Source organism: Maritimibacter sp. 55A14 (genome assembly GCF_003122205.1).
Taxonomy (GTDB): domain Bacteria; phylum Pseudomonadota; class Alphaproteobacteria; order Rhodobacterales; family Rhodobacteraceae; genus QEYE01.
Window position 1 is genome coordinate 91,088 of sequence record NZ_QEYE01000011.1, and the last position, 13,783, is coordinate 104,870.

17 protein-coding genes are annotated in these 13,783 nt (G+C 68.0%); 11 read left to right on the plus strand and 6 right to left on the minus strand.

Translation table 11 applies throughout. The features are described from left to right. Nucleotides 1-56 precede the first annotated feature (56 nt). The 4 genes from DDZ14_RS11175 to recR all read left to right on the plus strand — a co-directional run bounded on the left by DDZ14_RS11175 (nucleotide 57) and on the right by recR (nucleotide 3,946). The gene (locus DDZ14_RS11175) at nucleotides 57-1,073 is read left to right on the plus strand and encodes a Hint domain-containing protein (protein WP_109425058.1); all 1,017 of its coding nucleotides are present in this window, start codon (nucleotides 57-59) and stop codon (nucleotides 1,071-1,073) included. Between the two features lie 105 nt (nucleotides 1,074-1,178). After that, nucleotides 1,179-2,954 carry a DNA polymerase III subunit gamma/tau gene (locus DDZ14_RS11180; protein WP_109425059.1) on the plus strand — a complete coding sequence of 592 codons (1,776 nt, stop codon included), beginning with the start codon at nucleotides 1,179-1,181 and terminating at the stop codon, nucleotides 2,952-2,954. A gap of 28 nt (nucleotides 2,955-2,982) precedes the next feature. Beyond that, on the plus strand, nucleotides 2,983-3,327 hold the full coding sequence (locus DDZ14_RS11185; RefSeq protein ID WP_109425131.1) for a YbaB/EbfC family nucleoid-associated protein: 345 nt from the start codon (nucleotides 2,983-2,985) through the stop codon (nucleotides 3,325-3,327). Between the two features lie 19 nt (nucleotides 3,328-3,346). After that, on the plus strand, nucleotides 3,347-3,946 hold the full coding sequence (recR, locus tag DDZ14_RS11190) for a recombination mediator RecR (protein ID WP_109425060.1): 600 nt from the start codon (nucleotides 3,347-3,349) through the stop codon (nucleotides 3,944-3,946). On the opposite strand, the gene DDZ14_RS11195 is transcribed toward recR, so the two are convergent. Then, the gene (locus DDZ14_RS11195; protein WP_109425061.1) at nucleotides 3,947-4,342 is read right to left on the minus strand and encodes a hypothetical protein; all 396 of its coding nucleotides are present in this window, start codon (nucleotides 4,340-4,342) and stop codon (nucleotides 3,947-3,949) included. Nucleotides 4,343-4,504: 162 nt separating this feature from the next. Here DDZ14_RS11195 and hemF point away from each other — a divergent pair, with 162 nt between their 5' ends. The 4 genes from hemF (at nucleotide 4,505) to DDZ14_RS11215 (ending at nucleotide 6,820) form a co-directional block, all read left to right on the plus strand. Next, nucleotides 4,505-5,398: an oxygen-dependent coproporphyrinogen oxidase gene (gene hemF, locus DDZ14_RS11200; RefSeq protein ID WP_109425132.1), complete on the plus strand. Its 894-nt coding sequence runs from the start codon at nucleotides 4,505-4,507 to the stop codon at nucleotides 5,396-5,398. A gap of 68 nt (nucleotides 5,399-5,466) precedes the next feature. Beyond that, complete coding sequence (pgsA, locus tag DDZ14_RS11205) at nucleotides 5,467-6,126, plus strand: CDP-diacylglycerol--glycerol-3-phosphate 3-phosphatidyltransferase (RefSeq protein WP_109425062.1); 660 nt, start codon at nucleotides 5,467-5,469, stop codon at nucleotides 6,124-6,126. Between the two features lie 3 nt (nucleotides 6,127-6,129). Continuing rightward, nucleotides 6,130-6,375, plus strand: coding sequence for a molybdopterin converting factor subunit 1 (gene moaD, locus DDZ14_RS11210; RefSeq protein WP_109425063.1), 246 nt, complete (start codon nucleotides 6,130-6,132; stop codon nucleotides 6,373-6,375). Between the two features lies 1 nt (nucleotide 6,376). Continuing rightward, nucleotides 6,377-6,820, plus strand: coding sequence for a molybdenum cofactor biosynthesis protein MoaE (locus tag DDZ14_RS11215; RefSeq protein ID WP_109425064.1), 444 nt, complete (start codon nucleotides 6,377-6,379; stop codon nucleotides 6,818-6,820). Nucleotides 6,821-6,835: 15 nt separating this feature from the next. Here the strand turns inward: DDZ14_RS11215 and DDZ14_RS11220 are convergent, their stop codons facing one another. From DDZ14_RS11220 to ubiA, 3 genes are all read right to left on the minus strand, one after another. Then, nucleotides 6,836-7,162: a hypothetical protein gene (locus DDZ14_RS11220; RefSeq protein WP_109425065.1), complete on the minus strand. Its 327-nt coding sequence runs from the start codon at nucleotides 7,160-7,162 to the stop codon at nucleotides 6,836-6,838. Then, nucleotides 7,149-9,065 carry an OmpA family protein gene (locus DDZ14_RS11225; protein ID WP_109425066.1) on the minus strand — a complete coding sequence of 639 codons (1,917 nt, stop codon included), beginning with the start codon at nucleotides 9,063-9,065 and terminating at the stop codon, nucleotides 7,149-7,151. Before DDZ14_RS11225 ends, DDZ14_RS11220 begins: the two co-directional genes overlap by 14 nt. 65 nt (nucleotides 9,066-9,130) lie before the next feature. Beyond that, nucleotides 9,131-10,111: a 4-hydroxybenzoate octaprenyltransferase gene (gene ubiA, locus DDZ14_RS11230; RefSeq protein WP_109425067.1), complete on the minus strand. Its 981-nt coding sequence runs from the start codon at nucleotides 10,109-10,111 to the stop codon at nucleotides 9,131-9,133. A 12-nt stretch (nucleotides 10,112-10,123) separates the two neighbouring features. On the opposite strand from ubiA, the gene DDZ14_RS11235 reads away from it, so the two are divergent. The 3 genes from DDZ14_RS11235 (at nucleotide 10,124) to DDZ14_RS11245 (ending at nucleotide 12,803) form a co-directional block, all read left to right on the plus strand. Continuing rightward, entirely contained in the window at nucleotides 10,124-10,855 is a 732-nt protein-coding gene (locus DDZ14_RS11235; protein WP_109425068.1) for a 16S rRNA (uracil(1498)-N(3))-methyltransferase, read from the plus strand. After that, nucleotides 10,852-11,367 (plus strand): hypothetical protein, encoded by a 516-nt coding sequence (locus DDZ14_RS11240; protein ID WP_146193127.1) that lies wholly within the window; start codon nucleotides 10,852-10,854, stop codon nucleotides 11,365-11,367. Before DDZ14_RS11235 ends, DDZ14_RS11240 begins: the two co-directional genes overlap by 4 nt. 65 nt (nucleotides 11,368-11,432) lie before the next feature. After that, nucleotides 11,433-12,803: a glutamate--cysteine ligase gene (locus tag DDZ14_RS11245; protein ID WP_109425070.1), complete on the plus strand. Its 1,371-nt coding sequence runs from the start codon at nucleotides 11,433-11,435 to the stop codon at nucleotides 12,801-12,803. A 34-nt stretch (nucleotides 12,804-12,837) separates the two neighbouring features. Here the strand turns inward: DDZ14_RS11245 and DDZ14_RS11250 are convergent, their stop codons facing one another. Together DDZ14_RS11250 and DDZ14_RS11255 are read right to left on the minus strand one after the other, a co-directional pair. Next, nucleotides 12,838-13,200 (minus strand): DUF805 domain-containing protein, encoded by a 363-nt coding sequence (locus DDZ14_RS11250; RefSeq protein WP_158275513.1) that lies wholly within the window; start codon nucleotides 13,198-13,200, stop codon nucleotides 12,838-12,840. Nucleotides 13,201-13,267: 67 nt separating this feature from the next. Further along, nucleotides 13,268-13,705: a DUF805 domain-containing protein gene (locus DDZ14_RS11255; RefSeq protein ID WP_109425072.1), complete on the minus strand. Its 438-nt coding sequence runs from the start codon at nucleotides 13,703-13,705 to the stop codon at nucleotides 13,268-13,270. Nucleotides 13,706-13,783 lie beyond the last annotated feature (78 nt).

Below are 13,783 nucleotides of genomic sequence, written 5' to 3' on the forward strand. Positions count from 1 at the left end.
TAGGTTTCCCTTAAACCGGCCGAAGAATAAAAGCGCCGGGATATCGGGCAGGATTCATGGCGAACGTCAACGCGTTCAGCAGTGGCAGCTATGTCGTAACGGATAATGACAACGTCCGGATGGATATTCCGGGCGGCGGCGATGTCGTGATCGGTGCGCCGCCAGGCGGAAAAGTCGGCCGCTTCAAGATCGACTTCCGCAACAGCGACAACGCCGCCGACAAGGTCACCATCGACCTGACCAACTTCGCGCAGGACGGATTGCGGATCGACCTGCATCACTACGACCCGTCCGACGAGATCCAGTTCATCGGGCTGATCGATGCGCAGATCGACCCGGCCCATCCGGACGAACTGGCCTTCACCTTCGCGGGGCCGGGCGGCGAGGTTCTGACCGGCACGATCTTCGTCAAGGACGGCGGCGAGAAGGACCTGCTGCAGGACCCGCCGCCGATCATCTACGACAGCGTGTTCCAGGTGGTCTGCTTCGCCGGCGGAGCCCTGATCGAGACCGACGGGGGCCATCGCCGCGTCGAGGATCTGGCGGTGGGCGACATGCTCCGGACCCGCGACAACGGAATGCAGCCGCTGCGCTGGATCGGGCGCCGTGACCTGGACCGTGCCACTTTGGACGCCTGTTCCGACCTGCGCCCGGTGCGGGTACGACGCGACGCTTTCGGACCCGGACGCCCCTTTGCCGATCTCTGCCTGTCGCCGCAGCACCGCATCTTCCTCGACGACTGGCGCGCGGAACTGCTCTTTGGCGAGCCGGAACTGCTGGTCGCCGTCAAACACCTGCGCAACGACCGCGTTGTGGTCACGGATCACGCCGCGCCCGGTGTCAGCTACTTCCATCTGCTGCTCGACCGGCACGAGGTGATCTATTCGAACGGGCTGGAGAGCGAGAGCTTGCATCTGGGCGACATGGCGCAGGACGCCATCGGCGGGGATACACTGGACGAGGTGCTTCGGCTCTTTCCCGAAGCCGCCGGGATGGACCCGATGGCGCAGACGACCGCGTGCCCGGTTCTCAGGGGGTTCGAGGGGCGCACGCTTGCCGGCTATCCCGGCTGAGCGCGATCAGGGCATGTCCGTGCCGAACCAGGCGACCGGGCATCCCGCGCTTGCAGCGGGGGCATGCCGGATTTAGGTTTCATGGACAGAGAGGGAATCCCCGAGATGTCCGAAACAGCCGCGCCTGCCTATCAGGTGCTCGCCCGCAAGTACCGGCCCGCCAGTTTTGCCGACCTGATCGGGCAGGACGCAATGGTGCGCACGCTCAAGAACGCCTTCGCCACCGACCGGATCGCCCATGCCTTCATCATGACGGGCGTGCGCGGGGTCGGCAAGACGACCACGGCGCGCATCATCGCCAAGGGGCTGAACTGTACGGGCGCGGACGGGCAGGGCGGCCCGACAACCGAGCCCTGCGGTACATGCGAGCCCTGCCGGGCGATCGCCGAGGGCCGCCATGTCGATGTGCTGGAAATGGATGCGGCCTCGCGCACCGGGGTGGGCGACATCCGCGAGATCATAGAAAGCGTCCATTACCGGGCGGCGTCGGCGCGCTACAAGATCTACATCATCGACGAGGTCCACATGCTCTCCACCAGCGCGTTCAACGCGCTTCTGAAGACGCTGGAGGAACCACCCGAGCACGTGAAATTCATCTTCGCCACCACCGAGATCCGCAAGGTTCCGGTGACGGTGCTGAGCCGCTGCCAGCGCTTCGACCTGCGCCGGATCGAGCCCGAGGTGATGATCGCGCACCTGGAGGCCATCGCCGCGAAGGAGGGCGCCGAGATCGCCGCCGACGCGCTGGCGCTGATCACCCGCGCCGCCGAAGGGTCGGTGCGCGACGCGATGAGCCTTATGGACCAGGCGATCTCCCACGGCGCGGGCGAGACCGGGGCGGAGCAGGTCCGCGCGATGCTGGGCCTGGCCGACCGGGGGCGGGTGCTCGACCTCTTCGATCTGGTGATGCAGGGCGACGCCGCTGCCGCGCTGGCCGAGCTTTCGGCGCAATATGCCGACGGCGCCGACCCGATGGCGGTGCTGCGCGACCTGGCGGAAGTGACCCATTGGGTGAGCGTCATCAAGATCACGCCCGAGGCGGTCGAGGACCCCACCATCGGCCCGGATGAGCGCACGCGCGGCCGCGCCATGGCCGAGGCGCTGCCGATGCGGGTGCTGACCCGCGCCTGGCAGATGCTCCTCAAGGCGCTGGAGGAGGTCGCCCAGGCCCCGAACGCGATGATGGCGGCGGAAATGGCGGTGATCCGGCTGACCCATGTGGCGGAACTGCCCGCCCCTGCCGATCTGCTGCGCAAGCTCCAGGACACGCCGCCCCCGCCGCAGCCGCCCGCCGGCGGAGGCGGGGGGAACGCCCGCAGCGGCGCCGCGTCCGGCGCGCGTGGCTCTGACGCTGCGGGCCACGCCCCTGCCGGCACCGGCGCCCGCGCGCAGCGCGGCGGCGGGCCGCTGGCCGTCGCCACCCAGCCCGAGGCCGCCGATGCGCTGGCGCGCTTTGCGCGCTTCGACCAGGTGGTGGAGCTGATCCGTGCCAATCGCGATGTGCGGCTGCTGGTCGAGGTCGAGAACGATCTACGGCTGGCGCGCTATGCGCCCGGCCGGATCGAGTTCCAGCCAACGGAAACCGCCGCCCCCGACTTGGCCGCCCGTCTATCGCGTCAGTTGCAGACCTGGACTGGCGTGCGCTGGGGCGTCACCGTGGTGGGCGCGGGCGGCGGCGCGACCATCGCCGAGACCCGCGACGCCGAGGCCGACAGCCTGCGCGCCGAGGTCAGCGCCCACCCGCTGGTCGCCGCGGCATTGAAGACCTTTCCCGGCGCCACGATATCCGACATACGGCTGCCCGAAGCCTTCGAGGAGAGCGGCGTGACCGAGGCCCCGGATGAGGCCGACGACGATTGGGATCCATTCGAGGAAGGCTGATCCCCCAACCACTGAGAGGATGGACGAGATGTTCAAGGGACTGGGCCAGCTTGGCGACATGGGCAAGCTGATGAAACAGGCGCAGGAGATGCAGCAGAAGATGGCCGAGGTACAGGAAAGTCTCGACCGGATCGAAGTGACGGGGGAGGCGGGCACCGGCCTCGTCAAGGCCGTCGCCAGCGCCAAGGGCGAGCTCCGGTCGCTCGATATAGACCCGTCGATCTTCAATGCCGAGGACAAGGAGGTGGTCGAGGACCTGATCCTGGCCGCCGTCAAGGACGCCCAGGCCAAGGCGTCGGCCCGCAGCCAGGAGGAGATGGCCAGGGTCACCGACGGGCTGAATCTGCCCGAAGGCATGAAGCTGCCCTTCTGAGCGGCCGGCCGGCAGACGCATGAGCCAAGGAACCCGCGACATCGAGGAACTGATCGACCTGATGGCCCGGCTGCCGGGGTTGGGGCCACGTTCGGCCCGGCGCGCGGTCCTTCAGATGATCAAGAAGCGCGGCCAGGTCATGGCCCCGCTGGCCGAGGCGATGGCCACCGTTGCCGAGACCGCGCGCGAATGCGCCAATTGCGGCAATATCGGCACGGCGGAGATTTGCGATATCTGCCGCGCCGAGAACCGCGCCAACGGGCAGATCTGCGTGGTCGAGGATGTCGCCGACCTCTGGGCGATGGAACGTGGCGGGGTCTATGGTGGACGCTATCATGTGCTGGGCGGCACGCTTTCGGCGCTCGATGCGGTGGGGCCGGAGGAGTTGCGCATCCCCCGGCTGCTCGACCGGCTGGAGGAGGAGAAGGTCGAGGAGATCGTGCTGGCGCTGGGTGCCACGGTCGATGGCCAGACCACGGCGCATTACATCGCCGATCAACTCGAAGGCCGCGGCGTCAGCGTCACCTCGCTGGCGCAGGGCGTGCCCATCGGTGGCGAGCTGGACTATCTCGACGACGGCACCATCACGGCGGCGCTCAAGGCGCGCAAGGCGTTCTGATCAGCCGTCGCCGTATTTCGCGCGGCATTGCTGCGCGGCGACCTGGGCGCGCGGGGTCACGGCGCGCAGCCGCTCCGTGAGATCGCGGAGCTTGCGTTGCTCGCTCTCGCGGTCGATGGCTTCCGGCACGGTGCGGGTGCGCGGATAGGGATCGTGGCAGTAGTTCAGCCCGTAGAAGCTGCGATGCCCGTGCCCGTAGCCGCCGCAGAACGTGACGCGCGGGCCGTCGACGACCTCCTGCCGCTGCGCATAACCGCGGTCGAGATTGGCCTGCGTCTCGGCGATGAGCCGCTCCAGCGTGCGCACCTCCTCGGTCTCCGACGCGATGCAGCGTTGCAGCGGGCTGGCGCAGGCCGTCAGCGCCAGGAGCGGCAGGAGCAGGGCAAGGCGGATCATCGGGGCCTCCGGGCTGGCATGGATAACGAAAGAAACCGGCGCAAAAGATAGGGCTTCGGCCCAGCGAAGACCAGAGCGGCCTGTCGTCCGAGGATGGCGTCTTCGCTGTGGCTTGCAGCCGCCGGGTTTGCTAGATCGGGTCGCGTGACAATGGAGATCCCCATGGACAAGGACACCGCCGAGGCCGGCAAGACCCGCGCCAGCGTGTGGTTTCGCGCGCTGCGCGACGAGATCGTCGCGGCCTTCGAGGTGCTGGAGGACAGCCAGACGGAAGGGCCGCACGCCGATCTGCCGCCGGGCCGGTTCGAGGTCAGCGAGACGCGCCGCAAGGCCGAGGGCGGCGGCGATGCGGGCGGCGGATTGATGAGCGTGATGCGCGGCGGGCGCGTCTTCGAGAAGGTCGGCGTCAATGTCTCCACCGTCTATGGCACGCTGGGCGCGCGCGCGCAGCAGGCGATGGCGGCGCGCGGCGTACCGGGCATTGAAAGCGATCCGCGCTTCTGGGCCTCGGGGATCAGCCTGGTGGCGCATATGCAGAACCCGCATGCCCCGGCCGTCCACATGAACACGCGCATGTTCTGGACGCCCGGCGCGTGGTGGTTCGGCGGCGGGTCGGACCTGAATCCCTGCATCGAATATCCCGAGGACACCGCAGATTTCCACGCCGTGCTCAAGGCCCATTGCGACCCGCATGGCGCCGATCTCTATCCGCGCTTCAAGGCCTGGGCGGACGAGTATTTCTACATCCCGCATCGCGGCCGCGCCCGCGGCGTCGGCGGGATCTTCTTCGACGATCTCAACACCGGCGATTGGGAGGCGGATTTCGCTTTCACCCAGGATGCGGGCCGGGCCTTCCTTCCCGCTTTCCTGCCGGTGACCGAGCGCCGCCGCAACACGCCCTGGACCGAAGCCGACCGGGATGTGCAACTCGTCCATCGCGGGCTCTATGCCGAGTACAATCTCGTCTACGATCGCGGCACCAAATTCGGGCTGGAGACGGGCCACGATGCGAACGCTGTCCTGATGAGCCTGCCGCCGCTGGCGAAATGGATTTGACGAGGCTGTGATACCGGCGCCGAATCGCGGCCTTCCCTTGGCCAGAATCGGCGGGTAGAGAGAATGGCATGACCTGGACGTTTCCCAATACGCTGACCGTCCTGCGGCTGCTGGCCGCGCCGGGGGTGGCCGTCATGTTCCTTTATTTCCACCGCCCCTGGGCGGATTGGTTCGCGCTGGCGCTCTTTCTCGGCGCCTCGCTGACCGATTTCCTCGACGGCTACCTGGCGCGGGCCTGGAAACAGGAGAGCAAATTCGGCCGGATGCTGGACCCGATCGCCGACAAGGCGATGGTCGTGATCGCGCTGATGGTGATCGTGGGCTACTCCAGCATGTCGCCCTGGTTGGTGCTGCCCGCCACCGTGATCCTGTTTCGCGAGGTGTTTGTCAGCGGGCTGCGCGAGTTTCTGGGCGATACCGCCGGGACGCTGAAGGTCACGAAACTGGCCAAGTGGAAGACCACCGCGCAGATGGTGGCGATTGCGGTGCTGTTTGCACAGGGCGTGTTCGAGCACTATCTCTGGTCCAGCACCGCAGGTATGGATCAGCCAATGGTCGATGCCATCCTGACCGGGCAGGAGGAGGATCTGCATGGCCTGCGCTGGAAGCTGACCGGCATGGTGTGGAGCGGGCATGCGGGGCTGTGGCTGCTGTGGCTTGCGGCGGCGCTGACGCTGATCACTGGCATTGATTACTTCAGGAAATCGGTGCCTTACTTTAAGGATTGAGCTATGGATGTGCTCTATTTCGCCTGGGTGCGCGAGCGCATCGGGCACCCGAAGGAAAAGGTCGAGACCACGGCTGCAACCGTGCGCGACCTTGTCGAGGAATTGCGCGCACGTGAGGATCGCTACGATGCGGCTTTCGCCGACCTCTCGGCGCTGCGCGTGGCGGTGGATCAGGAGCTTGCCGATTTCGACGCCGACCTTTCGGGCGTGCGCGAGGTGGCGTTCTTCCCGCCGATGACCGGGGGCTGAGATGGTCGTCCGGGTGCAGGCCGAAGGCTTCGACGCGGGGGGCGAGCTGAACCGGTTCACCGCCGCCTGCGACGGCGCGGGCGCGGTGGTCAGCTTCACCGGCATCGTGCGCAACCGTGCCGGTGCGCCGCTCAGGGAAATGATGATCGAGCATTATCCGGGCATGACCGAAAAGGCGATCGCCGGGATCGAGGCCGAGGCCGTGGACCGCTGGTCGCTCGGCCGCAGCCTGGTGATCCACCGCTATGGCGCGCTCGCGCCGGGGGAGACGATCATGATGGTGGCCACCGCCGCGCGCCATCGCGCGGACGCGTTCCAAGCCGCCGAGTTTCTGATGGATTACCTGAAATCCCGCGCACCCTTCTGGAAGAAGGAGATCGGCCGGGACGGGGCCGAGTGGGTCGCCGCACGCGACGAGGACGAGGCCGCACTGGGCCGGTGGTAGACCGCGGCCGCCGCGTCAGCCGGCGTTGATGCGTTCGATATAGGCGCGCAGTTCCTCGGTCTCCTGCCGGGCCTCGCGCAGTCCTTCCATCGCCGCGCCCAGTTCTGCCTCGGTCTGGCCAAGCTGGCCGGTCAGTTCCGCCTCGCGCTGTTGCAGATAGGTGATCGCCTCGTCTCGCGTTTCCTCGGCCTGGTGCAGGTCAGAGGCCATGCGGTCCAGTTCCGCCATATCCGCGCCCGTGACCCGCGTGAATCGGTGGAACACCCAGCTTGCGAACCACCCCAGCGCGAAGGCGATGAAAAGGATGACGGCGGTCACGATCACGAATTCAGTCCTGTCCATCGCCCGTCTCTCCTGTCTCTTCGGTGGCATCGGCCTGGTCTGGCGCGTTCTCTTCGCTGTCCTGCGCGCCGCCGGGTTCGACCAGCACCACCTGCTTGAACTCGATCCGGCGGTTGGCCTCGCGCCCCGCCTCGGTGCCGTTATCGGCGATCGGCAGGGCCTCGCCATAACCCTGCGCGGTCATGTTCCGGGTCAACACGCCGCGTTCCAGCAGCGCGTCGAGAACTGCCTCGGCCCGCGCCTGGCTGAGGGCGAGGTTCATGGTTTCGCGGCCCTGGCTGTCGGTATGGCCGCCGATCTCCAGCCGCATCTCCACATCGGCGCAGGCTTTCAGGGTCTCCGCGATCCGGTCCACCACGGCCAGCGCGTCGCGGTCGATCGTGCTCTTGCCGGGGTCGAAGGTGATCTGGCGCGCGCGCAGGGCGGCGTCGATATCGGCCACGCATTCGTCCGCGGTCGGCAGGTTCGCCAGCGGGTCGAGCCGTTCCTCGTAGCGCACGGCGATGTCGTAGCGTTTCGAGTCGCCCAGCCGTTCGGAAAAGAGCTGCGTGATGCGCGCGCTGGTGTCGGGGCTGGTGGAGACGCCCCTCAGCCCGACATGGCCGGGGCGCACCGTCAGGCTGCCGCTGCGCAGTTGCGCCAGCGCCTCCAGCCCGGCCAGGACGCGCATCGGCCAGCCATCCGGCAGTTTCGGGTCGATCCGGGTCGTGTCGTGGATCTGCTGGGCGCCAAAGCGCGCCTTGGCGAAGCTGTTGACCGCATCCCGGAACGCCGCGTCGTTCAGGCGCCCGCGCAACTGCACCAGCCCTTCAGGGCTGCGGGTGGCGATGAATTCGTCGGTACCGCCATTGGCCCCGGTCTCCCGCTTCTCCGGCGGTTCGGGCAGCACCGCATGGAGCGAGAAGACCTCGGGCAGCGCGCTTTCCAGCGCGTGGGCGACATCGTCGAACCGGTCCCGCGGGGTGCCTTCGGGCGCGACCAGGCTGATATCGGCGTCCGAGAAGGTCAGCGACCCGCCGCCAAGTTCGGCTAGCGCGGCGATTGCCCGCACGGCGGCGTCGCCCCAGCGCGGCGACGGTACGCCCAGCCCGATCACGCAGCTTGCGCGGCCCTGAAGCCCGGCGTTGCGCGCCGCGGCAATGATCGCGTCGCGCGCCGCGGCGCTGTCTGCCGAGCAACTGTCGAAGCGCACGCCATCCCCACCCATCACGAAGCGCAGGGTGAAGGGTGTGATGACCGGCCGGGGCGCGGCGATGTCGAGCGATACGTCGAGCCCGTCGGGCGCCGCGTCGCTCAGCGCCGTCATCAGGCGGCGCTGGTCCTCGGGGCTGCCGGAAATCGCTGCCACCGCCACGCGTTTCGGGCTGACCGAGACCTTGGCGCTGGGCAGCATGTCAAGCGCGGTCATGGCAAAACCCACGGCGGTGTCCCAGCCTTCGGGCGCGCCGTGATCGGCGCTGTCGAGCATGTCGGTAACCTCGACCGCGCCGTTCAACCCCTTCAGCGCGGTCAGGATCCCTTGGCGATTCTCTTCGCCCGGCACCAGCCCGATGAGCGAGATACCCGGCCCATTGCGAAGGATTTCGATGGAATAGCGCGGCGGTTCCAGCCCTTCGGCCGGTGTCACGTCGGTGCGGTCGATTACCCGGTCCGCATCGACGGTCTCGCCCGCGACACTCAGCGCTGCGAAGCGGCGGGCCTCGTCGGGCGCGGTGCCGGTGACGGTCAGCCACAGCCCGTCGGCGCTGACCCTGGCCCATTCATGCCCGGCGGTGCGCAGCGCCAGCGACACGTCCCGCATCGACTGAGTCTCGATCCTGTTCACCGCATAGATGCCGATGCCGATGCTGACGAGCGCGGCGAGGACAAAGGGGACGAAACCGATCAGGAAGGTTTTCTTCATTTGCGCGGCGGCGCCTCGAATGGGTGGGTGGGCCTAGCTCTATCCAGTCGCCCGGCAAGGTGCAATCATACGATCAGCGCGGTGGCGAGAAACAGCACAGGGATCAGCCCGGCGTCGCGATTGGCGCGGAAGAGCCGCAGGCAGACCGCACCGTCGTCGATATCGAGTTGCCGAAGCTGCCACATCATGTGCCAGCCGAACGCCCATGCGCCGATCAGCGCCAGCGCGAGTTTCAGCGGATCGGCGCCCGCGGGAACCAGCGCCAGAAGGATAGCCGCGGTCATGAGCGTGACCGAGCCCAGCATGAAGCCGCGCAGCCAGCCGGTCGTGCTCTCGCCGAAAAGGCGCGCCGTGGACTTCACCCCGATCAGCGCGTCGTCCTCACGGTCCTGATGGGCATAGATTGTGTCATAAAAGAGCGTCCAGCACATCCCGGCCAGGTAAAGGATCACCGGCGGCCAGCCGAGCCCGCCGCTATGCGCCGCCCAGGCCAGCAACGCGCCCCAGTTGAAGGCGATGCCGAGGAAGACCTGCGGCCACCAGGTGAAGCGTTTGGCGAAGGGGTAGACCGCCACCGGCAGGAGCGACACGATCCCCAGCATGATCGCCGCGCGGTCGAAGGTCAGCAGGATGGCGAAGGCCACCAGTGCCTGCGCGACCAGCCAGACCAGCGCGCCCTTCACGGTGACCTGCCCCGACGGGATCGGGCGCGAGCGGGTGCGTGCCACCGATCCGTCGATGTCGCGGTCGGTGATGTCGTTCCAGGTGCAGCCCGCGGCGCGCATCAGGAATGCACCCAGGAAGCAGCCGGCGAAGATCCAGGCGTCCTCCCAGCGCGGCCCGGCGGGGTCGGCATTGGCGGCCAGCAGCAGCCCCCACCAGCAAGGCAGCAGCAACAGCCAGGCCCCGATCGGCCGGTCGGCGCGCGACAGCCGCAGATAGGGCCGCCAGGCGGCGGGCGCCAGATCGTCCACCCAGTTGCGGTCGGTCGCGTCGGCCACGCGGCCGGTCCCGGCGGGCTCTGGCCTTTGGTTCGGGTCGGTCATAAGGTCGGCCCCATGTCGGATACGCGTCCCAAGGTCAGGCTCTATGTAGAGCACCCGCTGGCGGCTCTGCAATCGGTTCCTGTGAACCGGGCGCAGGCGCATTACCTCTTCAACGTGATGCGGCTGGCTGAGTGCGCGGAGGTGGCGGTTTTCAATGGCCACGACGGCGAATGGCGCGCGCGTGTCGCCGAGACGGGCAAGCGCGGCGGGCGGCTCGACTGCCTCGCGCAGAGCGCGCCGCAGCGCGACCCGCCCGACCTGTGGCTGCTCTTCGCGCCGGTCAAGAAGGCGCGCACCGATTTTATCGTCGAGAAGGCCGCCGAGATGGGCGTGGCGCACATCCTGCCGGTGCAGACCGCTTTCACCAATTCCGAGCGCGTGCGGGAGGACCGGCTCCGGGCCCATGCCGTGGAGGCGGCGGAACAGTGCGGCGCAACCTTCGTGCCGGAAGTGGCGGGGCTTGAAAAGCTCGACCGGGTTCTCGCGGACTGGCCGCCGGATCGGCAACTGATGTTCTGCGACGAGGGGCGCGCGGGTTCCGGCGCCGCGCTGGCGGACGCGCGGCCTGGCCCCTGGGCGGTACTGATCGGGCCGGAGGGCGGCTTCAGCGCCAAGGAACGCGCGCGTCTCGCCGCGCTTCCCTTCGCGGTGGCGGTCGGGCTGGGGCCGCGCATCCTGCGCGCCGACACCGCCGCGGTGGCGGCGCTCACGCTCTGGCAGGACCGGCTGGGGGACTGGCGGTGAGCCTGGTTCGGCCAGAACTTCGCGCCCGGTTCCGGCACTGGGGCGAGCCGATGGCGGGCGCGGCGGTGGCGCTCTCGGGCGTCTGGCTGATCTGGCGCGGCACCGGCTGGATGACGCCGGCGCTGGGCGCGCTGCTGCTCGCCGGTGGTGCGGCCGCGGGATATGTGGCGCTGCAACGCGTGCGTTTCCGGGTGGCGGGCGACGGGCCGGGGATCGTGCGCGTGACCGAAGGACGGCTGGCCTATCTGGGGCCGCATCACGGCGGGGCGGTCTCGCTCCAATCGCTGGTGGAAATCGCGCTGGAGCCCGCGCCGGAGGGCCGCCTCTGGGTTCTCGCGCATAGTGAGGGGCCACCGCTGGTGATCCCGGTCAAGGCATTGGGGGCCGATGCGCTCTTCGATGCCTTCGCGGCTCTGCCGGGCCTCGATCCGGCGCGGCTGGCCCGCGCGGTGGACTGCCCGCTCCCATCACGTCTCGTCATATGGTCGCAGACGGTCCTGCCGAAGCCTTGACTTGCCCGGCCCGCCACGTCACCTGTGTGAGCCTGAAAAAAGCAGCAGATCGGAGCCCCATTCCCATGTCCATTCCACAGTCCGGTGGCGGTCCGATCGAGAACAAGGCGCAGCTTGCGGAATATCTGGCGGACGGCTGCAAGCCGAAATCCGACTGGCGCATCGGCACCGAGCACGAGAAATTCGGCTATTGCCGCGACACCCGCAAGCCGCTGCCCTATGACGGCCCGCGCTCGATCCGGGCGATGCTGGAGGGCCTGCGCGACCGTTTCGGCTGGTCCGCGATCGAGGAGGCGGGCAACATCATCGGGCTGGAGAAGGACGGCGCCAATGTCTCGCTGGAACCCGGCGGGCAGCTTGAGCTGAGCGGCGCGCCGCTGGAGACGATCCACGAGACCTGCGACGAGGTGAACGAGCATCTGCGCGAGGTCCGCTCGGTGGCCGAGGATATCGGTGCAGGCTTCATCGGGCTGGGGGCAGCGCCGGAATGGACCCATGACCAGATGCCGATGATGCCCAAGGGGCGCTACCGGCTGATGACCGACTATATGGGCCGGGTCGGCACACATGGCACGCAAATGATGTACCGCACCTGCACGGTGCAGGTGAATCTCGATTTCGGCTCCGAGGCGGACATGGTGCAGAAGCTGCGCGTTGCGCTCGCGCTCCAGTCCGTGGCGACCGCGCTTTTTGCCAACTCGCCCTTCTTCGAGGGCAAGCTCAACGGCCACAAGAGCTGGCGCTCGCGCGTCTGGCGCGATCTCGACGCGGACCGCACCGGGATGCTGCCCTTCGTCTTCGAGGACGGGTTCGGGTTCGAGGCCTGGGTCGAATACGCGCTCGATGTGCCGATGTATTTCGTCTATCGCGACGGGGTTTATATCGACGCGCTGGGCCAGTCTTTCCGGGATTTCATGGCCGGCAAACTGCCCGCGCTGCCGGGCGAGACGCCGACCCTGTCGGACTGGGCCGACCACCTGACGACGATCTTCCCCGAGGCGCGGCTGAAGAAGTTCATCGAGATGCGCGGCGCCGATGGCGGGCCGTGGCGGCGGCTCTGCGCGCTGCCCGCTCTCTGGGTCGGGTTGATGTATGACCAGGGTGCGCTGGATGCGGCCTGGGATCTGGTGAAGGGCTGGGACGCGGAAACGCGCGAGGCGCTGCGCGTGGCAGCGTCGGTCGACGGGCTCCAGGCCGAGGCGGGCGGGGTAAAGATGCACGCGCTGGCGCGTGAGGTGGTCGGCATCGCGGAGGCCGGTCTGGCTGCGCGGGCACGGCCCGGCGCCGGCGGGCTGATCCCCGACGAGACCCATTTCCTGAACGCGCTCAAGGAAAGCATCGAGTCGGGCCGCGTGCCCGCCGACGAATTGCTGGAGCATTATCACGGCGACTGGGGGGGCGATATCACGCGCATCTACAACGAATACAGCTACTGACGCGAGTTGCGGCCGGCCCGCCGCGCCGTCGAATTCAGCCGTGTTCGATCAGCAGGTCGCGCCTGAGATGGCGCAGGCGCGGATCTGGTCCGTGGCAGTTGGGGCCCGGCGTGCCGGGCGCTACGGCCAGCGCCGTCCAGACGCCGATGCCGACGCCCGGCAGCAGAACCAGAAGGCTGGCATGACCGGGCAAGCCCAGATCGCGGCAACGCTGCGCCAGCGCAAGAACCATCAGGACGCTGCCGGGCAGCGCCACCGCCAGGAAACCGGCGGCATCGTCCGTCGCCGCCGCAAGCGGCAGGACAATGAGCAGAAACGCCAGGCTCAGGAGCACGAAACTCTGTCGTTCGCGGCGCCCGTCGAGCCGCAGCAATCTGCCAAGCCAGGTCGTGTACATGCCTTCGCGTCCTTCCCCGCCAAAATCCTCCAAGTTCCGAGGCTCCTGCGCAAAGCTGAACGCCGGGTTAAGACCGGGAGCCTCCCGACGGCGGAATGCTGCTGCGGTGCATCTGGCGCGCGCTGTCGAGATCGGGCACCCGCAAGTCGTCGCCCCCAAGCGGGTCGGGCCCATAGCGGTTGGCGCCCTTCGTACCGGGAACGACGAAGAGCGCCAGCGCGAAGATCATTCCGACAATGGGCACCACGCTGATGAGGATGGCCCAGCCCGTCCAGCCGAAATCGCGGCAGCGCTGCGATCCCACTGCCCAGGACGACACGATGACGGGCAAGAAGAACAAGGCCCCCACGAAGACGAGAAACGCGCTCTGCGCGGCCTCGGCCATTGCGATGAAGACGGCCGGGACGAGAAGGACCGGGATCAGCAACAAGGCGAATAGAAGATAGCTCTTGCGGTTGCGGCGGCCCCGGAATGCAAAGATATCTTCGGTTACTGGTTTACTCATGACTCAACTCTTCTCCTTTTTCGTCCCGTCCCCGGGTTGGACCATAGCCGCGAAAGGGGCGAAATCTTGGAGACAGCG